This is a genomic window from Angustibacter sp. Root456, from assembly GCF_001426435.1.
In the GTDB taxonomy this organism is placed as follows: domain Bacteria; phylum Actinomycetota; class Actinomycetes; order Actinomycetales; family Angustibacteraceae; genus Angustibacter.
Genome location: NZ_LMER01000020.1, coordinates 326,939 through 351,384 on the forward strand (window position 1 = coordinate 326,939; position 24,446 = coordinate 351,384).

Annotated in this window: 23 protein-coding genes and 1 pseudogene; 9 read left to right on the plus strand and 15 right to left on the minus strand. The window is 74.0% G+C overall.

Translation table 11 applies throughout. The features are described 5' to 3' along the window. Positions 1-105: 105 nt before the first annotated feature. From larB to ASD06_RS16300, 3 genes are read left to right on the plus strand one after another with little or no spacing between them, the layout of a single operon-like run. On the plus strand, positions 106-774 hold the full coding sequence (gene larB, locus ASD06_RS16290; RefSeq protein WP_056681138.1) for a nickel pincer cofactor biosynthesis protein LarB: 669 nt from the start codon (positions 106-108) through the stop codon (positions 772-774). Beyond that, on the plus strand, positions 771-1,973 hold the full coding sequence (larC, locus tag ASD06_RS16295; protein ID WP_200942262.1) for a nickel pincer cofactor biosynthesis protein LarC: 1,203 nt from the start codon (positions 771-773) through the stop codon (positions 1,971-1,973). Before larB ends, larC begins: the two co-directional genes overlap by 4 nt. Positions 1,974-2,006: 33 nt before the next feature. Next, positions 2,007-2,624: a TMEM165/GDT1 family protein gene (locus ASD06_RS16300; protein WP_056680081.1), complete on the plus strand. Its 618-nt coding sequence runs from the start codon at positions 2,007-2,009 to the stop codon at positions 2,622-2,624. Between the two features lie 163 nt (positions 2,625-2,787). Here ASD06_RS16300 and ASD06_RS16305 read toward each other — a convergent pair whose 3' ends face one another. Next, positions 2,788-3,597 (minus strand): PGPGW domain-containing protein, encoded by an 810-nt coding sequence (locus ASD06_RS16305; RefSeq protein WP_056680083.1) that lies wholly within the window; start codon positions 3,595-3,597, stop codon positions 2,788-2,790. A 58-nt stretch (positions 3,598-3,655) separates the two neighbouring features. Further along, positions 3,656-4,903 (minus strand): glycosyltransferase 87 family protein, encoded by a 1,248-nt coding sequence (locus ASD06_RS16310; RefSeq protein WP_157371761.1) that lies wholly within the window; start codon positions 4,901-4,903, stop codon positions 3,656-3,658. A gap of 62 nt (positions 4,904-4,965) precedes the next feature. Between ASD06_RS16310 and ASD06_RS20065 the strand changes: the two genes are divergently transcribed. Next, positions 4,966-7,194, plus strand: coding sequence for a hypothetical protein (locus ASD06_RS20065; protein WP_369853771.1), 2,229 nt, complete (start codon positions 4,966-4,968; stop codon positions 7,192-7,194). 262 nt (positions 7,195-7,456) lie between these two features. Here the strand turns inward: ASD06_RS20065 and mptB are convergent. Then, positions 7,457-8,530: pseudogene (gene mptB, locus ASD06_RS18995) on the minus strand (polyprenol phosphomannose-dependent alpha 1,6 mannosyltransferase MptB); the annotation flags it as partial. A gap of 65 nt (positions 8,531-8,595) precedes the next feature. Further along, complete coding sequence (locus ASD06_RS16325; protein ID WP_056680092.1) at positions 8,596-9,327, minus strand: glycosyltransferase; 732 nt, start codon at positions 9,325-9,327, stop codon at positions 8,596-8,598. A 177-nt stretch (positions 9,328-9,504) separates the two neighbouring features. Here ASD06_RS16325 and ASD06_RS16330 point away from each other — a divergent pair, with 177 nt between their 5' ends. Further along, on the plus strand, positions 9,505-10,716 hold the full coding sequence (locus tag ASD06_RS16330) for an arginine deiminase (protein ID WP_056680095.1): 1,212 nt from the start codon (positions 9,505-9,507) through the stop codon (positions 10,714-10,716). A gap of 70 nt (positions 10,717-10,786) precedes the next feature. On the opposite strand, the gene ASD06_RS16335 is transcribed toward ASD06_RS16330, so the two are convergent. Next, positions 10,787-11,671: an aldo/keto reductase gene (locus ASD06_RS16335; protein ID WP_056680098.1), complete on the minus strand. Its 885-nt coding sequence runs from the start codon at positions 11,669-11,671 to the stop codon at positions 10,787-10,789. 140 nt (positions 11,672-11,811) lie between these two features. Between ASD06_RS16335 and ASD06_RS16340 the strand changes: the two genes are divergently transcribed. Next, entirely contained in the window at positions 11,812-12,060 is a 249-nt protein-coding gene (locus ASD06_RS16340) for an SCO4226 family nickel-binding protein (RefSeq protein WP_056680101.1), read from the plus strand. A gap of 12 nt (positions 12,061-12,072) precedes the next feature. Here the strand turns inward: ASD06_RS16340 and ASD06_RS16345 are convergent, their stop codons facing one another. The 3 genes from ASD06_RS16345 to ASD06_RS16355 form a co-directional block, all read right to left on the minus strand. Further along, positions 12,073-13,047: a DUF5926 family protein gene (locus ASD06_RS16345; protein WP_056680104.1), complete on the minus strand. Its 975-nt coding sequence runs from the start codon at positions 13,045-13,047 to the stop codon at positions 12,073-12,075. Between the two features lie 19 nt (positions 13,048-13,066). Next, positions 13,067-13,486 (minus strand): ATP-binding protein, encoded by a 420-nt coding sequence (locus ASD06_RS16350; RefSeq protein WP_056681144.1) that lies wholly within the window; start codon positions 13,484-13,486, stop codon positions 13,067-13,069. Between the two features lie 142 nt (positions 13,487-13,628). Further along, a complete protein-coding gene (locus tag ASD06_RS16355) occupies positions 13,629-14,432 on the minus strand; it encodes a glycerophosphodiester phosphodiesterase family protein (RefSeq protein WP_056680107.1) in 804 nt (267 codons plus the stop codon). A 34-nt stretch (positions 14,433-14,466) separates the two neighbouring features. On the opposite strand from ASD06_RS16355, the gene ASD06_RS16360 reads away from it, so the two are divergent. Next, positions 14,467-15,252, plus strand: coding sequence for a hypothetical protein (locus tag ASD06_RS16360; protein ID WP_157371763.1), 786 nt, complete (start codon positions 14,467-14,469; stop codon positions 15,250-15,252). 113 nt (positions 15,253-15,365) lie between these two features. Here the strand turns inward: ASD06_RS16360 and ASD06_RS16365 are convergent, their stop codons facing one another. The 5 genes from ASD06_RS16365 to ASD06_RS16385 form a co-directional block, all read right to left on the minus strand. Beyond that, positions 15,366-16,796: an amino acid permease gene (locus ASD06_RS16365; RefSeq protein ID WP_056681145.1), complete on the minus strand. Its 1,431-nt coding sequence runs from the start codon at positions 16,794-16,796 to the stop codon at positions 15,366-15,368. 136 nt (positions 16,797-16,932) lie between these two features. Then, a complete protein-coding gene (locus tag ASD06_RS16370) occupies positions 16,933-17,856 on the minus strand; it encodes an AEC family transporter (protein WP_056680113.1) in 924 nt (307 codons plus the stop codon). Positions 17,857-17,859: 3 nt separating this feature from the next. Further along, a complete protein-coding gene (locus ASD06_RS16375; protein ID WP_056680116.1) occupies positions 17,860-19,053 on the minus strand; it encodes an ATP-binding protein in 1,194 nt (397 codons plus the stop codon). A 156-nt stretch (positions 19,054-19,209) separates the two neighbouring features. Next, positions 19,210-19,533, minus strand: coding sequence for a rhodanese-like domain-containing protein (locus ASD06_RS16380; RefSeq protein WP_056680119.1), 324 nt, complete (start codon positions 19,531-19,533; stop codon positions 19,210-19,212). 14 nt (positions 19,534-19,547) lie between these two features. Then, a complete protein-coding gene (locus tag ASD06_RS16385) occupies positions 19,548-20,408 on the minus strand; it encodes an Fpg/Nei family DNA glycosylase (RefSeq protein ID WP_056680122.1) in 861 nt (286 codons plus the stop codon). Between the two features lie 148 nt (positions 20,409-20,556). Between ASD06_RS16385 and ASD06_RS16390 the strand changes: the two genes are divergently transcribed. Both ASD06_RS16390 and ASD06_RS16395 read left to right on the plus strand, forming a co-directional pair. Further along, the gene (locus tag ASD06_RS16390; protein ID WP_162248101.1) at positions 20,557-21,264 is read left to right on the plus strand and encodes a peptidoglycan-binding protein; all 708 of its coding nucleotides are present in this window, start codon (positions 20,557-20,559) and stop codon (positions 21,262-21,264) included. After that, entirely contained in the window at positions 21,264-22,115 is an 852-nt protein-coding gene (locus ASD06_RS16395; RefSeq protein WP_157371765.1) for a CAP domain-containing protein, read from the plus strand. The genes ASD06_RS16390 and ASD06_RS16395 overlap by 1 nt, the downstream gene beginning before the upstream one ends. A 3-nt stretch (positions 22,116-22,118) precedes the next feature. Here ASD06_RS16395 and ASD06_RS16400 read toward each other — a convergent pair whose 3' ends face one another. Together ASD06_RS16400 and ASD06_RS16405 are read right to left on the minus strand one after the other, a co-directional pair. Next, positions 22,119-23,411, minus strand: coding sequence for a hypothetical protein (locus ASD06_RS16400; RefSeq protein WP_157371766.1), 1,293 nt, complete (start codon positions 23,409-23,411; stop codon positions 22,119-22,121). Positions 23,412-23,486: 75 nt separating this feature from the next. Continuing rightward, positions 23,487-24,425 (minus strand): aldo/keto reductase, encoded by a 939-nt coding sequence (locus ASD06_RS16405; RefSeq protein ID WP_056681149.1) that lies wholly within the window; start codon positions 24,423-24,425, stop codon positions 23,487-23,489. Between the last annotated feature and the right edge of the window lie 21 nt (positions 24,426-24,446).

A 24,446-nucleotide genomic window follows, 5' to 3' on the forward strand; every position in this document is an offset into this window, starting at 1 on the left:
CCGGAGCCTACGCGGCGCGCCACTGCCCCGTACCCTCTGGCTGTGTCTTCGAGCGAGTCCCAGTCTTCGAGCGAGTCCCCGGCCGAGTCCGCCGCGAACGGCTTCATCGACGTCGGCTACGCGCGCCTGGACGTCGACCGCGCCCGCCGCACCGGTGACCCCGAGGTGATCTTCGGCCAGGGCAAGACGCCCGAGCAGGTGGTCGACACGCTGACCCGGCTGGCGGCCAGCCACCCCGACCGCGCGATCCTCGCCACGCGGCTCGAGGACGCCGCCCGCGCCGCCGTGCGCGAGGCGCTGCCGCACGCCGACGTCGACGACGTCGCTCGCACCGCGGTGCTCGGGCCGCTGCCCGAGCCGGCCGGCCGGGTGCTCGTCGTCGCGGCCGGCACGTCCGACGGGCCGGTGGCGTCCGAGGCGCTCATCACCGCCCGGGTGCATGGCGCCGGCGCTGAGCGCGTGGATGACGTCGGCGTCGCCGGCCTGCACCGGCTGCTGGCCGTGCGTGACCGGCTCGATGAGGCGGACGCGCTCATCGTGGTGGCCGGCATGGAGGGTGCGCTGGCGAGCGTGGTGGGCGGGCTGACCGGCGTCCCGCTGGTGGCCGTGCCGACGTCCATCGGCTACGGCTCGGGTGCGAACGGCAAGGCGGCGCTGCTCTCGATGCTCAACTCGTGCGCGCCGGGCATCGCGGTGGTCAACGTCGACAACGGGTACGGCGCCGGGGTGCACGCCGCGCGCATCGCCCGGCGGGCTCGACCGGCCGGCTCGTGAGCGACGGCGACGTCGTCTGGGTCGACGCGTCCAGCGGCGCGAGCGGCGACATGCTGCTCGCCGCGCTGCACGACCTGGGCGTTCCCGCCGACGTCATGGCCGGTGCGGCGCGCGCCGTCGCCCCGGTGGAGGTGACCTTCGACCGCGAGGTGCGGCACGGGTTCGCCGTCGGGCGCGCCTTCGTCCGCGGGGTCGAGGAAGACGTGCTGCACCGCACCTGGGCCGACGTCCGCGCGCTGCTCGACGCCGCCGACCTGGACGAGCCGGTGCGGGCGCTCGCGCACGCGGCCTTCGCGCGGCTGGCCGAGGCCGAGGGCGCGGTGCACGGCACGTCTGCGGACGCGGTGCACTTCCACGAGGTCGGCGCGCACGACGCGATCGGCGACGTCGTGGGGGTGTGCGCGGGCTTCGCGTGGCTGGCCGCACGGGTCGTCGTCGGGCCGATCGCGCTGGGCGGTGGCACGGCGCGCTCGGCGCACGGTGAGATCCCGGTGCCCGGGCCGGCCGTGGTGCGGCTGCTCGAGGCGTCCGGAGCACCGGCGCACGGCGGCCCGGTGGACGTCGAGCTCTGCACGCCTACTGGCGCAGCGCTTCTCACCACCCTGGCCGACGCCTACGGGCCGATGCCGGCGATGACCGTCGACGGTTCGGGCGCGGGCGCGGGATCGCGCGTGCTGCCGGGACGCGTGGGTGCACTGCGCCTCGTGCGCGGCGGCGCGGCGGCCAGCGGTGCGCCGTCCGGAGCTGAGCGCTCGGCCGCCGTGGTGCTCGAGACGAACGTCGACGACCTGGACCCGCGCCTGTGGCCGCACGTGCTCACCGCACTGCTCGACGCCGGTGCCTCTGACGCCTGGCTCTCGCCGATCCTCATGAAGAAGGGGCGTCCGGCGCACACGCTGCACGTGCTGTGCGCCGACGAGGCCGTGGTGCGGCATCGGCTGGAGCGCGTCGTGTTCACCCAGACCAGCGCGATCGGCCTGCGCGCGACGGCCGTCACCAAGACCGCACTGGAGCGCCGCGAGGAGACCGTGGACGTCGGCGGCCGGGCGGTGCGCGTCAAGCTCGCGCTGGTCGACGGTGCGGTGGTGAACGCCCAGCCCGAGCACGACGACGTGGCGGCAGCCGCGACCGCGCTCGGCCTGCCGCTCAAGGTGGTGCTGGCCCGGGCGTCGGCCGCTGCCACGGCGCACCTGGGCTGAGCCGATTCGCCCCGACCTGGCAGGGTTGGGCGCATGAACTTCGCCGTGGCGCTCACCGCGCTGGTCCTCATCGTGCCGGTCGAGCTCCCCGACAAGACCTTCGTCGCGACGCTGGTGCTGGCCACCAGGTTCCGGCCGCTGCTGGTGTGGATCGGCGTGGGCGCGGCCTTCATCGTGCAGACCGTCGTGGCGGTGACGGCGGGTGGCCTCATCGCGAAGCTGCCGCACCAGCCGGTGGTGGCGTTCACGGCCGTGATGTTCCTTATCGGCGGCATCGTCCTGCTGCGGGGCGCCAAGCGCGCGGACGAGGAGGAGGCCGAGACCGAGGCGGAGTTCGGCGCCAAGGTGACCGGCCCCGCGCGCGGCTGGCACGCCGTCGCGACGAGCTTCACGGTGCTGTTCCTGGCCGAGTGGGGCGACCTGTCGCAGCTGCTGACCGCCGGCCTCGTGGTGCGCACGAAGGACCCCGTGTCGGTGTTCGTCGGTGCGGTGCTCGGGCTGTTGCTGGTGTCGGGCCTGGGCGCCGCCGCCGGCCGGACACTGCTGCGCTACGTCAAGCTGTCCACGGTGCAGCGGGTCGGCGGGGTCGTGTGCCTGATCCTGGCCGCCCTGTCGATCGCCCAGGTGGCCGGCGTCGACCTCCCCGTCTGACCTGCTCTTCCGCCCCAGGCCACTTGGCGTCGTCCCAGCGGCGGCCGAACGGGCGGACGCACCGTGAGCGTGTGGCTCTGGGTACGGCGATCCGGTTGCGATCACGACGCTTTCGCTGCACCCACGCAAGCACGCGACCCCACCTGAATGAGGTTGCCGGCGCTCATGCACCAGGCACCGGACGTCGGCAGCCGGGCGCGTCGGTGTCGCGCTGGCGGTGCTCGAACTCGTAGGCGCACTCACCGCACATCCCCTTCCGGTCGTTGCCGGAGCCGGCGTGCTCCCACCACGTGTGCCCGCAGTCGGGACAGCTCCCGTCGGGCACGCTCGGCTGAGGTTGATCGGGCTGTTCCTGGCGATTGAGGCGCCCCACCAACGCCCCGACGACCAGGATCACGACGCCGGCGAGCACGATCGGCGCGCCCGGGCCAGGCAGCGGTACGAGCAGCAACCCGGCCGCCACGACCAGCCAGCCGAGGGCGGACAGGGAGTGGCTGCGCGCCCAGGCCCGTCCGGCAGCACGCCGTTCGAGCTGCACCTCGGCCCACGGGGTCAGACGACCAGGCCCGACGATCGCCGTCAGCTCCGGCACCTGCGCGATGGCGACCGCCACGAAGGAGACCTCACCGTCGTGCAGGTTCGCGATGCGTCGCCCTTCGCCGTCCCACACGTCACCGTCGTACGACCACGGCATGAAGGTGACCAGGGCGTCCCAGAGGTGCGCATCGCGGGCATCGAGCCAGCCTGACAAGGCGTAGTCGCGGTCGTCCCTAGACGTCTTGCCCGCCGCCTGGCGGAGCACCTCGGCCGCCCGGGCGGCGGGCTCCGGCACGTCGTCCCGGCCGCCGGGGATGTCGACCTGGAACCGGGACGCCGACGCCTCGACCACCCGAAGCACAGCTCGACCCACCTCGGCTCGCTGGCCGTCGTCCAGGTCGTCGAGATCGAGCACGAACTCCGCCAGCTCGGACACCGGCTCAGTGTGCCGCAGGCGCGACGGTGCAGGCGTGGATGCAGCGGTTCTGGGGTGATCACCCCACTTCGGCTGCACCCACGGCTGCACGCTCGCCGGACGTCGGCCCCGCACCGTCCGGCTCGCCAGCGCCCCGACCGGTCACCAACCACAGCATGCCGAGCGCCACGAGGGCGCCCAGGCAGTCCGCGTTCTGCAGCAGCCGCCCGAACCACTCGCCCGGACGCCCCTGCGCGAGCCAGGTGATGCCCCACCACGGCAGGCGGCACCAGAACCACGTGGCCATCACGAGCCCCAGCACCACCCGACGGCGCGAGCCGCCCGAGCCGACGAGCGCGCCCACCACGACCACCATCCAGGCGAAGTGGTGGACCCAGGCCACGGGCGACAGCAGCACCGCCATCAGCCCGACGGCGGCCACCTCGGCCACGGGATCGCCCGCGCGGTAGGCCCGGCGCGCCACCGCGAAGCCCGCCACGCCCACCACCACGACGGCCAGCACCCACACCGCCGACCCGGCGACACCCTCCGGTCCGAGCCGCAGCAGCACCCCCCGCAAGGACTGGTTGGACGTCCCGCGGTTCGGCCCGAGCCGCGCCGGGTCGCTGAGCGCGCCGCCCCAGAACGCCAGCGACGCCGACGGCAGCACGAGGAAGGCCCCCACCGTGGCCGCCGCGGCCGCGAGCAGCGCCGTCCGCAGGTCGCGCCAGCGCCGGCACACCGCGAAGTGCACGAAGAACACGCCAGGCGTCAGCTTCACCGCCGTAGCCAGCCCCACCCACAGCCCGCGCTGCCCCAGCCAGTGGCGGGCCGGCGTCCGAACCACCGCGACGTCGACCAGGCACGCGAGCACGAGGAACGCGTTGACCTGGCCGAAGCGCACACCGTCCGAGACCGGGAGCAGGTACAGCAGCGGCGCCGTGACGACGGCCCCGGCCAGCCAGCGCCAGGCCCCGAAGCGCACCAGCAGCCGCCGGAAGGCGATGAGCACCGTGGCGTAGGTGGCCGCCACCTGCAGGGCCGTCCACAGCCAGCCGGCCACGTGGAACGGCACCGCAGCCAGCGGCAGCGCGACGAACGCCGAGAACGGCGGGTAGGTGAACGGCAGCAGCTGCGGCGACTCGGTGAGCGTGCCGTACACCGGGCGCCCGTAGAGCACCGAGCGCGCCGCCTCGCGATAGACCTCGAGGTCGACCTGCCACTGGTCGCCCGGCCAGTCGACGAGGTAGTGCCAGGCGAGCGGCATCGCGGCGATCGCCAGCACGGCGACCACCAGCACCATCTGCACCGTCCGCACACGACTCACCCGCCCAGTCTCCCCGACCAGGCCCGTAGCCTGTGCGGGTGCCGCGCCGACCGCTGACCTGGGTGATCACTCGTATCGTCGTCGCACTGGCGGCCATGGCCGCGCCGGTGGCGCTCGCGCCCTCGGCCCAGGCGGCGCCCGTCGGCCCCGACCCGGTGATCCTCGTCGGCACGAGCGGCGTGCAGTGGGCCGACGTGTCGACCGCCACTCCCGCGCTGGCGTCGCTGCCGCGCCAGGGGTCCATCGGCGATGTCGCCGTGCGCAGCGTGCGGCGGTCCGCGTGCCCGGTCGACGGGTGGCTGGCGGTGTCGTCCGGACGCCGCGCCGCCGACTCCGCGGTCGATCCGGCCGACAGCGACACCGTGCCCGCCTGCCGGCCGATCCGCGTGCGAGGGGGCGCCGTGCCCGGGGGGTCGGCGACCGTCGTCGACTGGCAGCGCTACGTCGACGCGGCCGCCGCCGAGAAGTTCGACGCCCAGCTCGGCGTGGTGGCACCGGCGCTCGATGACGCCGGCTTGTGCGCCACCGCCGTCGGCCCCGGCGCCGCGATCGCCCTCGCCCGCCCGGACGGCACAGTGCAGCGGTACTGGCCGACGTCCGGCCTGACGGAGGCCCTGAACGGCGACTGCCCGCTCACCGTGGTGGACGCCGGCGCCGTGCGCGACCCCTCGGACGCTGGCGACGGGCCGGCCGAGCAGGGCGTGGCCGTCGCACCGGGCGACCGCGCCGCCCAGCTGCGCGCCGTCGACGACGTCGTCGCCCAGGTGCTCGCCGCCGCGCCGGCGAACGCGCGGGTGATCGTGGCCTCGCTGGCCGACGCCGGCCTGACGCCGCACCTGCAGCTCATCGCGGCGACCGGCCCCGGCTACGGACCCGGCTGGCTGCGCACGGCTTCGACGCGGCAGGTCGCGCTCGTGCAAGCCACCGACATCACCCCGACGCTGCTGTCGCTCCTGGACGTCGACGGGCCGGCCGGTCTGGTGGGCTCGCCGCTGCAGAACCTCTCGGTCGCCGAGGGCAAGGCCCCCGCCGACGTCCAGGCTCGGCTGCGCAAGGTGGCCGACCTCGAGCAGGCGGCGCAGGAGGTGCAGTCGCTCGTCGCGCCGTTCTTCAACGGTCTGGTCGTCGCGCAGCTGCTGCTCTACGGGGCGGCGGCGCTGGTGCTGCGACGCTCGTGGGCGTCCCGCCGCCGGCTGACGCTGTTGCGCACCGTGCGCCGCATCGCGCTCGTCTTCGCGACGGTTCCCGTGGCGACCTACCTGGCCAACACCGTGCCCTGGTGGCGCTCGTCGCACCCGCTGCTCGCCGTCGTCCTCGCCGTCGCCGGCTACGTCGTGGTGCTCTCGCTCGTAGCCCAGCTCGGCCCGTGGCGACGCTGGGTGCTCGGGCCGTTCGGCGCGGTGGCCGCGCTGACGAGCATCGTGCTCGCGGCCGACATCATGACCGGCTCGCGGCTGCAGACCTCGAGCCTGATGGGCCTGCAGCCCGTGGTGGCCGGGCGCTTCTACGGCTTCTCGAACGTCGCGTTCGCGCTCTTCGCCACCGGCGCGCTGCTGCTGGCCGTGGCCGTGGCCGACGGCCTGGTGCGGGCCGGCCGCCGCGGGCTGGCCGGGCTCGCCGTCGCGGTGATCGGGCTCGTGGCCACGGTGCTCGACGTCGCACCCGCCTGGGGCAGCGACTTCGGCGGCCCGTTGGGCATGGTGCCGGCGTTCGCGGTGCTGACGCTGCTGGTGCTGGGCGTGCGGCTGTCGTGGCGCAAGCTGCTGCTCATCGCAGCCGGCACGGTGCTGCTGCTGACGGCGGTGTCGGTGGTCGACTGGCTGCGCCCGGCGGCGCAGCGCACGCACCTCGGCCGGTTCGTGCAGACCGTGATCGACGGTGGGGCGTGGGACGTCATCGCCCGCAAGGGCGAGCAGAACCTCTCGATCCTCTTCGGCAGCGTGCTCTCGCTGCTCGTGCCGGTGGCGGCGCTGTTCGTGACGCTGGTGCTGATGCGCCCGTCGTCGTGGGGCGTGCGGGCACTCGCGCGCGCCTACGACCGCAGTCCCACCCTGCGGCACGGGCTGATCTGCCTCATGCTCCTGCTGGGCATCGGCTTCGCCGTCAACGACTCCGGGACGGCGATCCCGGCCGTCGGTTTCACGCTGGCCATCCCGCTCGTCATCGCGGCGAGCCTGCGGGCGCTCGAGGACGACGACGCGCCGGCCGAGGCCACAGCGCCAGCACCACGAGCGCGAGCAGCAAGCCGCCTCCGACCCACGGCGCCACCTCGCGACGGTAGCCCAGCGTGAGGCGCTCGACCTGCGGCGACGAGCCGAGCACCCGGCCGGGCACGTAGGCGACGGCGTAGGTCACCAGCCGGACGGCGAGCACGGCGTCGACGACCGGCACGGCCACGAGCGCCAGCGGCGCCCACGCGAGCGCGTCGTACCACGGCAGCGTGTAGGGCGCGGCGAGCACGTAGGCCGCGCCCAGCACCACGGCAGCGGTGGCGGCGTCCTGGGTGACGCGGCCGGTATCCGCGCCCGTGGTGCGCACCGGGCCACTCGACCAGCGATGCACCACCACGGCGATGACGGCCACGAACAGTCCGAGCACCCACGGCGTGAGCGTCACCACCCACTGCCGCACCACGTCGTTGGCTATTGGGCCGGTGACGCGCTCCACGACGGGACGCCACGGGCTCGCCAGCGAGACGTAGCGTCGGGCCCGCTCGAGCTGGTCGACCAGGTTCGAACCCGCCCACAGCTGGGCCGGCACGAGCACGATCGCAGCACCCGCCAGGCCAAGCAGGGCCGGACGCCACGCCGTGCGACGACCGCTGCGCCACAACGCGTACAGCACCGCCGGGCCGACGAGCGCGAAGGTGATCTTGACGCCGACGGCGGCGCCGAGCAGCACGCCGGCGACCAGGGGGCGGCGCCCGGCGAGCACGATGGCGCCCAGCGCGAAGGCCGCGGCCAGGACGTCGACGTGCGCGCCGATCAGCAGCAGGCCGAGCAGCACAGGGTTGAGCAGCCACACCCACGCGGCTCGTGACCGCCCGGCAACCGTTGCGGCAGAACGCAACAGCATCCAGCCGACGGCGAGCCAGGCCGCCAGGCACACGAGCTGCCAGAACCACACCGTGGCGCGCACGCTGTCGCCACCGAGCAGGCTCGTGAGCGCCTGGACGCCGGTGGCGACCGGTCCGTAGACGCTGGGCGTGCGGGTCCACGGCGGCTCGACGGCGCTCGTCACCGGGTCGTGTCCGCCGGCCCACTCGACGGGCGGCACGCTGTAGGGATCACCACCGCCGGCGGCGATCCGCCCGTAGGCCGCGTAGCTCAGGTGGTCTGCCGAGCCGAGCGGGGGCACGAATGCGGCGACGATCGCTGCGGCACAGGCGATCTGCAGCGCACGGCGGGGCACCTGCTCGCCGCGGTAGGAGGCCCACAGGCCGAGCGCCACACCGGCGCCGCCGACGACGTAGCCGGCGTCGAGCAGCAACGTGGTCAACGCCGACGTCACCTCGAGGCCGAGCGACCACGGCGGAAGCGCTGCACGCCAACCGCTTCCGGCAGGCAGAGCCGGCGACGCGGCGGACGGCCCCAGGGCCGCCGTCGCGAGCAGGAGCAGGCCAGCCACCGCCCCAGCCGCGAGCGCCCACGGCGCCAGGGCGCGCCGTGCCGCTGGCGCGGCGGGGGATTGGCTCAAGGCCGAGCTGCCTGCTTCGGACGCCGCACGCGGCGCACGGCCAGCGCGCGCCAGACGTCGCGGTACTGCCGCGCCCGGTGCAGCTGCGCGCGCAGGTCGGTGCCGGTGACGCGGTGGTGCAGGTCGCACGGCACCTCGACGACGCGCATCCCCTGGCGCAGCAGGTCGATCGTGAGCCCCACCTCGACGCCCCAGCCTCGGGCCAGGGGGAGCGCGGCCTCGAAGGCCTCACGACTCAGGCAGCGCATGCCCGACAGCGGCTGCGTCGGCGTCCACCCCGTCAGCTTCTCGATGCCCTCGCGTGCCAGCCGGACGACGAAGCCGCGGCCACCACCTGCGGTGCGCTGCGGCGGGAGGATCGCGATCGTCATGTCGGCCTGGCCCGCGCGGACGGGCACCGTGAGGGCGGCCGTCTGCACCACCGACTGCTCCAGGTCGGCGTCGGCGAACAGCAGGACATGCGGGTCGTCGGTCTCACCCTCGTGGCGCGCGACGTAGGCCGCGCCGGTCTGCATGGCGGTGCCCTTGCCGTGGTTGCGCTCGTGTCGCACGATCTCGGCGCCGGCGTCGCGGGCCGCGGCGGCGGTGTCGTCCGAGCTGCCGTCGTCGACCACCACGACGAGGTCGACACCGTCGATGGTGGCCGCGGCGCGCACCGTGGCGGCGACGCGTTCGGCCTCGTCCTTCGCCGGGATGACGACGGCGACAGGGCGGGGTGCAGCAGTCACCCGGCCGAGCCTAGCGGCCACCCCCACCCACACCCTTCCGCCACCCAGGCCGCATTGCGCCGTCCCGGCCGGCCTCCGGCCGCCGGACCCGGCCTGAGTGGCGGAACCCGGCGCGAGTGGCGGAACCTGGCGCGAGTGGCGGAGGCGGCGTAAGGCGGCACCGTCTAGGGTCGGCGCATGCCATCGACCGGAGCGGACACCGAGGTCGGCCGCCTGCGCACCGTGATGCTGCACCGGCCCGGCCCCGAGCTGCGGCGACTGACGCCCCGCAACAACGACCGCCTGCTGTTCGACGGGATCCCGTGGGTCGACCGCGCGCAGGACGAGCACGATGCCTTCGCCCAGGCCCTCACCGACCGCGGCGTCGAGGTGCTCTACGTCGCCGACCTGCTGCGAGAGGCCCTGGCCCTGCCCGATGCGCGTCGCGAGACGATCGACGACGCTCTGGCCCAGCCCCACGTCGGTGAGCGCTTGGCCGGTCGCGCCCGTGAGGTGCTCGACGACCTGGCCGACGACGACCTGGCCCAGGTGCTCATCGCGGGGCTGCGGCACGACGAGCTGTCAGCACGGCGTCCGGCCCGGCGTCCGGGCGTGGTGTCGGCCCTCGCGGCGCCCGACGACTTCGTCATCGACCCGCTGCCCAACCTGCTCTTCACGCGCGACTCCAGCGCCTGGATCGGCGACCAGGTCGCCGTGACCAGCCTCGCGATGCCCGCGCGACGCCGCGAGACGTCGCTGACGCGCGCGATCTACCGCTACCACCCACGGTTCGCCGGCACCGCGCTCGCCTACGAGCCTGAGCTCGAGCACGTCGAGGGCGGCGACATCCTGCTGCTCGCGCCGGGCGTCGTGGCGGTCGGCACGGGTGAGCGGACGACACCGGCCGGCGTCGAGCGCCTCGCCGGCCGACTGCTGCGCTCCGGCCTGGCCCACACCGTGTTGGCGGTGCCGATCGCTCAGGAGCGCGCGACCATGCACCTCGACACCGTGTGCACGATGGTCGATGCGGACGCGATCGTCATGTACCCCAACGTCGCCGACACGCTCACCGCGCTGCAGGTCTGCCTGGACGACGACGGCGTGCTGCGCGTCGACCCGCCCCGACCGTTCCTCGACGCCGCCGCGAACGCCATGCGGATCGACCGCCTGCACGTCATCGACACCGGGCTCGACCCCGTCACCGCCGAGCGCGAGCAGTGGGACGACGGCAACAACACCCTGGCGCTCGCCCCGCGGGTCGCCGTCGCCTACGAGCGCAACAGCGAGACCAACGCGCGGCTCGAAGCGGCGGGCATCGAGGTCGTCGCGATCGCGGGCAGCGAGCTGGGTAGCGGCCGGGGTGGTCCGCGGTGCATGTCGTGCCCGATCCTGCGCGACGCCGTGACCTGATCCCGCCGGCGCTGGCGTGCATGATCACACCCGAGGGAGATCCCCGCCGGGCGTGATCATGCACGGCAGNTCAGGCGGGCATGCGCAGGAAGGGTGAGGCGTACTCGTCGTCGCCCCGCAGCAGCTCGGCCGCGGCCTCGGCGGTGAGCCGGTCGGCCTCGGCGCGCAGGATCATCCCGAGCAGCCGGACGTCACCCGCGCTCGCCAGGCCCGTGAGCTCGCCGTGCGAGAGCACCCACGAGACGGCCGCGCGCACCACCTCGGCCTCGTCGATCGGCTCGTACCAGGTGGCGTACGCCTGCCCAGCGGCCGACTCGCCCGCGCCCACGCCCGGCCAGTTGCGCCGCGCGAGCGTCTTGATCGTCATGAGTCCTGCGTCCTGACGCTGCACCTCCTCGACCAGCGCGGTGTACGCGTCGCGGAAGGTCGGGTCGTCGTACAGCTTGGGGTTCAGCGGGGTCAGCACGGTCGCGAAGTCGAAGCGCCGCAACGCCTCCAGGTGCGTCTGGGCCGCCATCGGCCCGTGGCCGGTGATGCCGACCGCCCCCACCAGTCCCTCGTCGCGCGCCCGGACCGCGGCCTCGAGCGCGCCGCCCTCACCGGTGACCTTGTCGAGCTCGTCGAGGTCGCCGACGGCGTGCAGCTGCAGCAGGTCGACGTGGTCGGTCTGCAGCCGCTCGAGCGAGGCGTTGATCTGCGCCCACGCGGCGTCGCGCTCGCGCTCACCGGTCTTGGTGGCGAGGAAGATCTGGTCGCGGATCCTCGGCATCCACGGCCCGAGCCGCAGCTCGGCGTCGCCGTAGCTGGCCGCGACGTCGAAGTGGTTGATGCCGCCGTCCAGCGCTTCCTGCACCGAGCCGTCGGCGGTGTCCTGGTCGACCTCCGCGAGCGCGGCGGCGCCGTAGATGATCACCGAGCTCTCGTGCCCGAGTCGGCCGAGTCGCCGATACTCCATGGGGACCTCCTCAGCGCGCTGCCAAACCGTCTCGCCGAGCCTACGCCGCGGGCCCTTCCGCCGCCGCGCGGCCGCGAGTACCTTCGTCGTCCTCGGGACTCGACGCCGCCCCCGGGCGACCCGTCAGAGAGGGGTACCAGATGCCCCAGTTCATGGACGTCCACACCAGCATGAAGGGCGTGACGGCGGAGCAGCTGCACGCGGCTCACCAGGCCGACCTCGCGATCCAGGGCGAGGAGAGCGTGGACTTCAAGCAGGCTTGGGCCGACCCCACGACCGGTCACGTGTTCTGCCTCTCGGAGGCACCGAGCGCCGAGGCGGTGCAGCGAATCCACCAGCGCGCCGGTCATCCGTTCGACGAGGTGCACGAGATCACCGTCACCGCCTGACCGGCCCCCGGGTCAGCGCAAAGTGAGCTGGCGGCTGACCACGCCGGCCCGCGCCCGCCGCTCGTCGTACGTCAGGGGCGCGTCGACGGCGAGCGCCTGCTGCAGCCGCTCGGCGAACGCCACCGCGGGCGCCTCGACGTCGGCCGCCACGGCGTCCTGCGGCAGGTCCCACACCGGCACGAGCAGCCCGTGCGCACGGAAGGCACCGATGTAGCGGGTTCCCTCGCCGAGCCCGCTCTCACCGGCCGCGTGCAGGCGGGCGATGGCGTCGAGCAGCGTGTCCTCGGGCTGCGGCAGCACCCACCGCAGGTGCGTGCGGTCGCCGATGCGGCACCAGTAGGCGGCGTCGACGCCGGTGAGCCGCTCGGTGGGGATCACGGCGGCGTTGGCGTGCTCGAGCGACTCGCGGACGTCACGGTCGAGCTCGTCGGCGCCCTCGACCCAGAAGTCGAAGCCGTCGTGCACGCTCACCTCGAAGGGCGCGGAGACGTCGACCAGCTCCTGCAGCCGCCGGCCACCCTCGGCCACCTGGGCCAGCGACACCGGGTTGCCCGGCTCGGCGGACAGGGCGAGCTCGAGCGCGGCGCCGACGTCGCGGCTGGGGTCGCCGGAGCCGCCACCGGTCTGCAGACCGATCAGCACGCGCCCGTCGGCCCGCCGCAGCGCCGGCCAGGCGAGCGGCAGCACGGTCGCCACCACCACCTCGTCGACGCCGAAGCGCTCGCGCAGCTCGTCGGTCAGCCGCACGGTCGCGGTGGCGGCGGGGACGACCTCGCGCAGCGCCACCCAGTCCGGCTCGCTGGGCAGTCCCTCGAACGGCCGGACGACGAACGCCGGCTGCTGCACCTGGCGCGCACGACCGTGGCAGGCCTTGTACTTCTTGCCCGAGCCGCACGGGCAGGGCTCGCGCTGCCCGACCACGGGGACGTCGGCGTCCGCCAGAGCGGTGCCGGAGGGACGGGGTGCGCGGCGCGAGGACTTGCCCATGGCCGCAGACTCTATGAGGTCAGATCCGCCGGCGGCGCGACGGGCCGCCGAGGCTGACCCACACCGTGCGCCCGCGGTCGTCGTCGAGCACGCCCCACTCGTGCGCCAGCGAGCGCACGATGCGCAGGCCCCGCCCGTTCGTCGCGTAGGTGCCCGCGTGCACGGGCTTGGGCTGGGTGGGGCTGCCGCCGTCCGTGACGTCGAGCTCGACGACGCCGCCGCGCACGATCCAGTGCACGCGCACGGCGCCGTCCGGCAAGGGTGAGGCGTGGCGCACAGCGTTGCCGAGCAGCTCGGACACCGCGATCTCGGCCTCGTCGACGACCTCGGCCGGCAGGTCGCGCGCTCGCAGGTCGGCCACGACCGCTCGTCGGGTCTGCGGCACGGAGGCTGCACTGTGGGGCACGCGGAGCGTGCGAGAGCGCGTGGTCACCGCCATCGTCGCCTGGGTCACGAGTCCTCCCCGCGGGTCTGCCCCGGTTCGCGCACCGACAGCCCCCGGGAGGGTAGCCATGAGTCACGCGACGTCACGTATCGCTACCTCGGCCACCCTAACCGGACACTTCGGTCTCTGCACACCCTCACGTCACACGACCGAGCAGGTCGAGGACGTGGTGCGGGCGGTTGGTGATGATCGCGTCGACACCGAGGTCGAGGCACAGGTCGACGTCCTGGGTGCGGTCGACGGTCCAGACGTGCACCTGGTTGCCGCGCTGCTGGAAGCGCCGGACGAGCTCGGGGTAGCGGCGCAGCAGGGCGATGTCGAGACCGGCCGCGCCGACCCCCTTGGGCAGCGAGCCGTCGCGCATGCGCAGCGGGACGCGGTCCTCGACCAGCAGCACCAGCGGCAGCGTCGGCACGAGCTGGCGCATCCGCTGCAGGGCCATGGACGAGAACGACATGACGCGCACCGGCGAGGGGTACTGCGGGTGCGGGGCGTCCCAGCCGTACTCGGCGAGCAGCTGGGCGAGCTTGCGCTCCACCAGGCCGGCGTAGCGCGTGGGGTGCTTGGTCTCGATCGCGACGCGCACCGGGCGCCCGCAGTCCCGGACGGCGTCGAGCAGCTTGCGCAGCGTGAGGATCCGGCCGCGGTCGCGGTCGGGGGTCTCGGGGTCGTCCTCGTCGTCGAAGTCGGCCTTCCACGACCCCCAGTCCAGGCCCTCGAGGTGCGCGAGCTCGAGGGTCGAGACGACGCCCCGGCCGTTCGAGGTCCGGTCGACCTTGCGGTCGTGGACGCACACGAGGTGCCCGTCGGCCGTGAGCCGGACGTCGCACTCCAGCGCGTCCGCGCCCTGCTCGATCGCCCGTAGGTACGCGCTCAACGTGTGCTCAGGCTTCTCCGCGCTCGATCCCCGGTGAGCGACCACTTCGGGTCCGGCGTTCACGCAGCCATCGTGGCACCACCTCTAGGGTGACGGCATGACGACACGGGGGGACGTCGCCCGCTGGTGGCCTGCGGCATCGGTGCTCGTGGGGGCGCTGGTCTGGTACCCGGCGGGCTGGTCGGTGTCGTCGCTCGGCCTGCCGGCGGTGCAGCTGCTGCACGGCGACCAGGTGTTCTTCGGCTCGTGCGCGGCGGCGCTGGGCGCGTCGCTCGTGGTGACGCGGTGGCTGCCGCGCGCGATCGTGCTGGTGGTGGCGAGCGGGCTGCTGTGGCTGGCGGTGACCCCGCTGCCCGACCCCGTGCCGCACGAGACGGCGATCGTGGCCGGGCTGCTGGCCGCCGGGCAGGTGCTGGGCTTCGTGGCGGGCACGTTGCTGCGACGCGGCCCAGCCCGGCTCGCCTTCGGGCTGGCGCTGCTCGCCGCGAGCACCACCACCGAGCGGTGGCTGCCGGTGCTGCTGGTGGCGATGCTCGGCTGCGCGGGCCTGCATGCTCGCCGCGACGTCGGGCGCACCGTGGCCGCGGCCGTGACGGCGGTCGGCAGCCTGGCGCTCTGGCTGGCTCTCACGCTCGTGCACTTCGCGATCGGTTACGGCTGGGGCGACGTGCGTCGGGGCAGCGGGTACCCGACGCAGCCGCAGGCCGCTGCGCGCCGGGTGCTCGAGCCCGCGCGTGACTTCCTGCACAGTGCCGGCGACACGCTGCTCGGCATCCTGCTGCACCAGCACGTGGCCGCGTTGCTGGCTGCGGTCATCGTCGGCGCGACGATCGCCTGGGTGCGGTGGCAGCCCACCTCCGACGCTGTCGCGGATGCGGCGTGAGCAGCGCGCGCTACCGCTGAGCCGCTGAGCCGCTGAGCCGAGCCGCCATCGTGGTGGCTGAGCATCACCGGCGATGCCCAGCCACCACGACGGACGACGAGGTCAGCGCCCCGTCACTGGTGGCGCGGCGACTCGGCGTTCATCAGCGAGTGCTTGCGGCCGTAGGAGAAGTACACGACCAGCCCGAGCGCGAACCACACCGCGAAGCGCAGCCACGTCACCGGGTCGAGGAACGTGATGAGCCACAGGCTGAAGACGATGCCGATCGCCGGCACGAACGGCACACCCGGGCAGCGGAAGCCCCGCGGCAGGTCGGGCTGGCTGTACCGCAGCCGGATCACCGCGAAGCTCACGACCACGAACGCCAGCAGGATGCCGATGTTCGTCAGCTCGGCAGCCTCGGCGATCGGCATGACCCCCGCGATGATCGCCGACAGGACGCCGGCCAGCCAGGTCACGCGCACCGGCACGTGGCGCGTGGGGTGGGTCTTGGCGAACCACCGCGGCAGCAGGCCGTCGCGGCTCATCGCGAACCACACGCGGGTGACGCCGAGCATGAAGGTGAACATCACCGTGAGGATGCCGATGATCGCGCCCACGGCGATGACGTCGGCGACGCCGGTCAGCCCGATGCTGTCGAACGCGGAGGCGAAGCCGGCGGCGGGGTCGATCTCGGTGTAGTTCTGCAGGCCCACCAGCGTGAGGCAGGCGAGCACGTACAGCACCATCGCGATCACGAGCGAGTAGATGATCGCCTTGGGCATGTGGCGTTGGGCGTCCTTGGACTCCTCGGCCGCCGTGCTCATGGCGTCGTAGCCGAAGACGGCGAAGAACACGGTCGCCGCGCCGGTGAAGGCGCCGCCCCAGCCGGCGGGCGAGAACGGCGTGTAGTTGGCCGACTTGAGGTGGAAGACGCCGACCCCGATCACGAGCAGCACCACGGCGACCTTCAGGCCGACCACGAGCGTCTCGAAGCGCGCGGCGTTGCGCATGCCGAGGGTGAGCAGCCAGGCGATGAGCAGGCAGAGCAGCATGGCGAACAGGTCGACCTTGTGGCCCGAGCCGGTGCCCGGCGCACCCAGCATCCACGCCGGGAGCGAGATGCCCAGCTGTTGCAGGAGGAACCCGAAGTAGCCCGAGATGCCGATCGCGACGACCGCCACGATCGCGATGTACTCCAGCAGCAGGTCCCAGCCGATCGCCCAGCCCACGACCTCGCCGAGCACCGCGTAGCCGTAGGTGTACGCCGAACCGGCCTTGGGAATGAGGCCGGCGAACTCGGCGTACGACAGGGCGGCGGCCGCGCTCGCGATCCCGGCGATGAGGAACGAGATCACCACCGCGGGGCCGACGCCCTTGCCGCCGTCCGAACCGCTGGCGACGCTGCCGGCCAGGGAGAAGATCCCGGCACCGATGATGCCGCCGACCCCGATCGCGGTGAGCTGCCACAGCCCGAGCGAGCGGGTGAGCTGCGACGAGTCGTCAGCCCCGGGGGCCTCGATCGCGTCGATGGGTTTGCGGCGCCAGATGCCCAGACCGGTCATGCTGCTCGTGCGGTCCTGCAGGTCGTCGCTCACGATGTCTCCCGACTGTGATCATGCGTCCGGGTTTGCACCGAACCACATCCGCGCAGCCGTGTACAAGGCCAAGCGCTTCACGGGTTCGCCGACTGCCGCGTGCTCAGTGCAGCAGCAGCGTCGCCCCGACGATCACGGGCACCGCGCTCACCGTCGTGACGAGGATCGTGTCGCGCGCCAGCACGGTGGCCCGCTGGTAGCGCGTGGCGTGCACGAAGACGTTCTGCGCCGTGGGCAGCGCCGACGTGACGACGATCGCTAGCAGGGCGTGGCCGCGCACCCCCAGCACGATGTCGGCGACGAACCAGGCGGCCAGCGGCTGCACGAGCACCTTGAGCACCGACGTCGTGGCCAGCTCGGCCACCGACCCAGCTCGTCCGGGCCGCGGGCCCAGGCGCAGCGCCACGCCGTAGGCGATGAGCATGGCCGGCACCGCCAGGTTGCCGACCAGGTGCAGCGGCGCCTCGACCAGGTCCGGTAGCCGGGCGCCGGTGACGGCGAGCAGCACGCCCAGCAGCGAGCCGACCGTGAGCGGGTTGCGCAGCGGGCGGGGCAGCGTGCGCCGCCACCCCGTGCCTCCGGCGTGCCGGTCGGCGTCCAGCACCGCGAGCGCCACCGGCTGCAGCACCACCAGCTGCAGCAGCAGGGTGGGCGCCACGAGCGCGGCGTCGCCGAGGACGTAGGCCGCGATGGGGATGCCGAGGTTGCCGGCGTTGACGTACGCCGAGCACAGCGCCCCCACGGTCGTGTGGCCGGTGTCGCGGCGCCACACCAGCCGGGCGCCCACGACGTAGGCGCCACCCGCCACGACGACCCCGGCCACGGTGGCGAGCAGGTTGCGGGTGAGCACGGCGCCGACGTCCGCGCGGGCCAAGGTCGTCAGCATCAACGCCGGGCTCGCCACGAAGAAGGCCACGTCGGTGAGCGTGCGCTGGGCGGTCAGGTCGAGCACCCGCAGGTGCGCCAGCAGCATGCCGACGGCGATGACGGCGCCGATCGTCACGAAGCCCAGCAGCACGCCGTTCACGGGTCAGCCGTGGGCGCGCAGGTACCGCCCGAAGTGCGGGACGGTGAAGGCGATGCGTCCGCGCTCGGCGCTGTAGACCAGGCCCTTCTTGATGAGCGCGTCGCGTGCGGGCGACAGCGACTGCGGCTTGCGCCCGAGGTGGTCGGCCACCGCGGCGGTGGTGACGACCCCGTCGGCGCCGGCGTCCTCGACGTCCGCCATCGCGCGCAGGTACTCGCGCTCGCCCGGCGTGGCCCGCTCGAACCGCGAGCCGAAGAAGCCGACGGCGAGCTCGGCCTCGGCCTCGGGGGCGGCCACGCGCACGTCGTCGGCGGTGATGGGCGAGCGGGGGGCGACGTCCCACGCGACCTTGCCGTAGGCCTGCACGAAGTAGGGGTAGCCGGCCGTTGCCTCGTACATCGCGTCGAGCGCCGCGTCGTCCCAGTCGGCGTCCTCGTCGCGCGCGGGCGAACGCAGGGCGACGTCGGCCGCGGCGCGGTCGAGCCGGTCGATGCGGGCGTAGCGGAACAGCCGCTCGCTGTAGGACTTGCTCGCCGACAGCACCGCCGGCAGGTGCGGCAGGCCAGCCCCGACGACGATCAGCGGCAGGCCCTGCTGCGAGATCTCGTGCGCGGCGGCGCACAGGGCGGACACGTCGTCGGGGCCGACGTCCTGCATCTCGTCGATGAAGATCGCGACGCCGCGGCCGCGGTCGGCGGCCAGCCCGCCGACGTCCGTGAGCAGCTCGACGAGGTCGATCTCGATGTCACCGGAGTCGGCTCGGCCGGTGACGGCGGGGACGTCGATGCCGGGCTGCCAGCGGTCGCGCAGCTTGCTGCTCGGGCCGGCGTCGCGCAGGGCGAAACCCTTGAGCACCCCCAGCACGTGGTCGGCCTCGGCCTGGCCGGCGCCGGTGGAGCCGAGCTCGCGCACGGCGAGGTGGATCGCCGCCGAGAGCTGGCGGCGCAGCGAGGTGTCGGGACGCGCCTCGAGCTTGCCGGTGCCCCAGCCCCGGCGCACCGCGGCCGAACGCAGCGCGCCCAGCAGCACGGTCTTGCCGACGCCGCGCAGGCCGGTGAGCACGAGCGAGCGCTCGGGTCGGCCGCGGGCCACGCGCTCCAGGACGACGTCGAAGGCGGTCAGCTCGCCGTCGCGGCCCGCGAGCTCAGGCGGCCGCTGGCCGGCGCCGGGGGCGTAGGGATTGCGGATGGGGTCCACGATCGCACCGTATCGAGATGTCTAGCGATCACCCAATACATCGCCAGACTCCTCAATCCTTGTCGCCCGCCGCACCCCCGGCAGATTCCCCGGAACTTGTACGGCTACGCGGGCTCAGGCGTGCAAGTTCCGGGGAATTTGCCGGGAGGGGAGAGGTCAGAGGACGCGGGGGGCGCCGTCCGACGACGTCATGGGCTTGCCCGCCGCCGCCCAGGCGAGCATGCCGCCGGCGACGTTCACCGACTCGATGCCCTGCGCGTTGAGCCACGCGGCGGCGCGGCCCGAGCGGTTGCCCGAGCGGCACATGACGTAGAGCGGCTCGCCGGCGGGCAGCTCGCTCATCCGCTGCGGCACCTCGCTCAGCGGCACGTGCACCGCGCCGTCGACGTGACCGGCGGCGTACTCGTCGTGCTCGCGCACGTCGACCAGCGCGGCGCCGGGCGGAAGGTCGGTCACGCTCACCTCAGGGACATCGCTCATGCCCCGATGGTGCCTCACTTCAGCAGCCGCGACATCCTGCGATCGGCCAGCGGTTTGCCGCCGGTCTGGCAGGTGGGGCAGTACTGCAGCGAGGAGTCGGCGAAGCTCACCTCGCGCACGGTGTCGCCGCACACCGGGCAGGGTTCACCCGCCCGCCCGTGCACGCGCAGCCCGGCCCGCTTGGCGTCCTTGAGCTCCTTGGCCGGCTTGCCCGCCGCCGCCGCGACCGCCTCCGTGAGCACCGAGCGCATCGCCTCGTACAGGGCGTCGACCTGCGTGTCGCTCAGCGTGGCCGCCAGCGCGTACGGCGAGAGCCGGGCGGCGTGCAGCACCTCGTCGGAGTAGGCGTTGCCGACGCCGGCCAGCACCGACTGGTCGCGCAGCAGCCCCTTCACCTGGGTGCGCTGACCGGCGAGGATGCGCGCGAGCGCGTCGCGGTCGAAGCCGGCGGCGAGCGGGTCGGGTCCGAGCGAGGCGATCATCGGCACCTCGCGGGGGTCGCGCACGACGTACACCGCCAGCCGCTTGCGGGTGCCGGCCTCGGTGAGGTCGAAGCCGGAGCCGTCGTCGAGCACCACCCGCAGGGCGATCGGGCTCTTGCCTGGCCGCAGCGGCGTCGGTGAGACCTGCGGCGACCAGCGAAGCCATCCGGCTCGCGACAGGTGGAAGACCAGGTGGAGGCCGTCGACGTCGACGTCGAGCCACTTGCCGTGGCGGTCGACGCCCGTGATCTCGAGCCCGGCGAGCGCGGTCGGCGGCGGGTCGAACGTCTTGAGCGTGCTGATGTTGCCGATGTCGACCCGCGCGACCACGCGGCCCACGGCGGACTCCCGCAGGAACCCGACGAGGCCCTCGACCTCCGGCAACTCAGGCACGCGCAGAGTCTGCCATTTCCAGCCGACACGCCGGGTGATCGCTCGCGATTCACCCGAACGGCCTACTCAAGACCGCCCCATCGGCGGGTCGAAGACACCAGGGATGCCCGGTCCCGCCCTCGAAGCGACCCGAACGGAGCAGTACCCGATGCCGCACACCGCTCTGCCCGCCCTGAACCCGCCCCGACGCGCCCCTCTCGCTCGGCGGCGCACCGCCTCTGTCGCCGGGCTCGCGCTGCTCGGTTCCCTGCTGACTGGCCTGCTCACCGCAGCGCCCGCGCAGGCCGCGCCGTCCGTCACCTCGACCGAGCGGGCGTTCGTCAGGAGCATCAACTCCTCGCGGCACGCGAGTCACCGCGCGCAGCTGCGTGGCTCCGGGGCGCTCACGGCCGTCGCCCGGCGGTGGGCCCAGTCGATGGCGCGCTCGAACCGCCTGGCTCACAACCCCCGGGTGGCGAGCCAGGTGCGGTCGTGGCGCTACCTCGGCGAGAACGTCGGGGTCGGGGGCTCCGAGCGCAGCCTGCACTCGGCGTTCATGCACTCGGCTCCGCACCGAGCCAACGTCGTCAGCTCGCGCTACACCGGCGTCGGCGTCGGCGTCGCCTACGGCCACGGCCGCATGTGGGTCGTCGAGGTCTTCGCGCGTCCGGCAGTCCGGGCCAAGCGCCCGGCGCGGACCATCGGCTACGGCGCCCGCGGGACGACGGTGAAGAAGATCCAGCGCAAGCTGCACGTGCGCGCCACCGGCTACTACGGCCCCGTCACGCGCTCGCGAGTCGTCGCCTTCCAGAAGCGCCACCACCTGCGCGCCACCGGAAAGGTCGACACCGCGACGCGCCGCCGGATGGGCGTGTGATGCCCGGCCTCGGGTTGCGGGTTCGCGGGCTGCTGACCGCCGCCCTCGTGGGCACGAGCCTGCTCACCGGTGTCGCGGGTGCCTCCAGCGCCGCGGCGTCGGACGCCGGCACCTTCGTCTCGAGCATCAACTCCGCCCGCCGCTCGGCTGGTCTGGCGCCCCTGAGCAGCAACGCCACGCTCGCGTCGGTGGCCCGCTCGTGGGCCGCCTCGATGGCCGCGTCCCAGCGGCTCGCGCACAACCCTCGCCTCAGCTCGCAGGTGTCTGGCTGGAAGGTGCTCGGCGAGAACGTCGGCACCGGGGGTTCGGCGACGGCGATCCACCGCGCGTTCATGGGCTCCGCGCCACACCGCGCCAACATCCTCAGCGCTCGCTACTCCCAGATCGGCGTCGGCGTCGCCACCGCAGGCGGGCAGTTGTGGGTGGTCGAGGTCTTCCGCCTGCCGACCGGCGCGTCCGCACCGGCGTCGAGCACGGCCAAGGCGCCGTCCTCGAAGAGCTCGAGCCGACCCACGAGCTCGACCACCACGCGGGCGGCCCGCCAGACCGCATCCCGGGCTAAAGCCAAGCCCACCGCCAAGCCCAAGCCCACCGCCAAGCCCAAGCCCACCGCCAAGCCCAAGACCAAGACCAAGCCCACCGCCAAGTCCAGCGCACAGCCCACGCCCCAGGCCACGGGGGCACGGAGCGGCTCGCTGGCGGCCGCACCGGCCGCCGCCCAGACCCCGCTCACCCTGGCAGCGGTGCTGAAGCACGCGCGCCTCGCCGTCACCGGGTCGGGCGACCCCGTGGCCGCGTGGGCGTGGCTGCTGCGACGGTTGCTCGGCGTCCGGACGGCGATCGGCGCCTGACGCTCACGGCGGCGAGTCACTCCACGGCACGCGGGTGAGGTAGACGAACGTCCACCAGGTCAGCGCCGCCAGGCCGAGGAGCAGGGCCAGCGCGAGCCGGCCGCGCCAGTGCGGGCTCACCCGTGGACGGGCGCCGCGGGCTGCCGCGCTGGCCAAGGCCGCCGCGATCGGCAGGTCGAGCAGCAGGAACCGCCACATGCTCGTGATGGGGCGCACCACCGCGAGCAGGTAGAGCGGGTAGACGACGCCGAACGCCCGCAGGTCTGGGGTGAGCCACGCGGTGTGCCGGCCGAGCAGCACGTGCAGGCCCGCGGCGACGACCCCGAGCAGCAACCCCACGCCGGCCAGCCCGAGGCCCTGCCAGGCCCACGTCAGCCACGGCACGAACGGCCCGTCGGCCGGCCGCTGCCCCCAGGCGGCCTGGGTCAGGAAGAACGCGCGCGGGACGCCCGTCGCCACCCCCACGATGGCCGGCCACAGCACCGCCGACACCGCCGTGACCGCCAGCAGCGCCGTCCACGACCAGCGGTCCCGGGTGGTGACCGGGTCGCGGCTGCGGCGACGCCAGCGGCGCACGCCGTGCCAGACCACGATCACCACGAGGGGCGCGGCGACGGCCCGCGTGAGCCCCAGCAGCAGCACGACCGGCGCGGCCCACAGGTACTGCCGGCGCACCAGCAGCAGCAGCGAGCCGGCGAGCAGCAGCGCAGCGAGGGCCTCGGTGTAGGCCACCTGCAGCACCGGTGCCGGTGGCAGCAGGCACCAGATCGCCACCGCCAGGGCGGCGAGTCGGCGGTGGCCCGGGACGGCGGCGAAGAGCCGCCACATCACGAGCGCAGCAGCCGCGCCGGCCAGGAGGTTGACCACGCTCGCCGCAAGCCAGAACGGCAGCCCGGTCACCATCACCGCTCGCACCAGCATCGGGAAGAGCGGGAAGAACGCCCAGCCGTTGTAGTCGACGGCGCCGACCGGGCCGTGCGGAAGCCGGCTCGGGTAGCCGTGCTCGGCGATGCGCTGGTACCACTCGCCGTCCCAGATGCCGACGAGGTCAGCGTAGTGCGGGTGCAGGGCCCCCACGCCAGCCGGGTTCTGCGCCCACCGGGCCGCCAGCTCGATCACCACGCCGCAGAGCACGCGCGACGCGGCGTACGCCACCAGCACCTGCACCCACGTGGGCCAGGCCCGAAAGCGCTGCCAGGCCCGCGCCGACAGGGACGGCGGCACGGGGGACGGCGCGACCGCGAGCGGTGGCGCGGGGGACGTCGTCGGCGTCACCGGGCGGGCGGGGTCGGCCACGCGCACCTCCCGGTCACCGCCACGGCACCACCCCGAGCCGTCGACCCATGGTGGCACCGGCCCGGCACGGCCGCCTCAGGACGCCGCGGTGACGGCGTCGAGCTCGGCCAGGTCGCTGATCGTCGGTTGCCAGGAACCGGCGGCGGCGTTGGCCCGGACCTGCTCGGGACGCGTGGCTCCCGCGATGACGCTGGCCACGGCTGGCTGGGCGGCGAGCCCACCGATGGCGACGTCGAGGACGCCGATCCCGCGCTCGGCGGCGAAGGCCTCGACGGCCTCGATGGCGTCCCAGTCGGCCGACTCGAGCCGGGCGGCCTGCGCCTGCAGTCGCGAGCCCTCGGGCGCGGGCTCACCGCGGCGGTACTTGCCGGTGAGCAGGCCGTACTCGAGGGGGAAGAACGGCAGCAGCCCGAGGCCGAAGTGCTCGCACGCCGGCACGAGCTCGTCCTCGACCTCGCGGTCGAGCAGCGAGTACTTGTTTTGCGCGCTGACGAACCGCTCGAAGCCGCGGGTGCGGGCCGTCCAGTCCGCGTCCGCGACCTGCCAGGCGCTGAAGTTGGAGCTGCCGACATAACGCACCTTGCCTTCGTCGACCAGCTCGTCGAGCGCCGCGAGCGTCTCCTCGACGGGGGTGACGCCGTCCGGCGTGTGCAGCTGGTAGAGGTCGATCCAGTCGGTGCCGAGGCGGCGCAGGCTCGCCTCGACGGCCTTGCGCACGTATCGCCGTGACGCGCGGGCGCCGAAGTCGGGGCCGTTGGCGCCGTGCATGTCCATGCCGAACTTCGTCGCGACGATGACGTCCGAGCGTCGGCTGCCGAGCGCGCGGCCGAGCAGCTCCTCGCTCGCGCCCTGGCCGTAGATGTCCGCGGTGTCGAAGAGCGTGATGCCGCAGTCGATCGCCGCGTCGACCACCGCCTGGGTCTGCCCGGCGTCGATCCGGGCGCCGAAGGCGTTGCAGCCCACGCCGACCGTGCTCACGATCAGGCCGGAGCGGCCGAGGGGTCGGTACGTCATGTCCGTCTCGTTCGTGTTCGT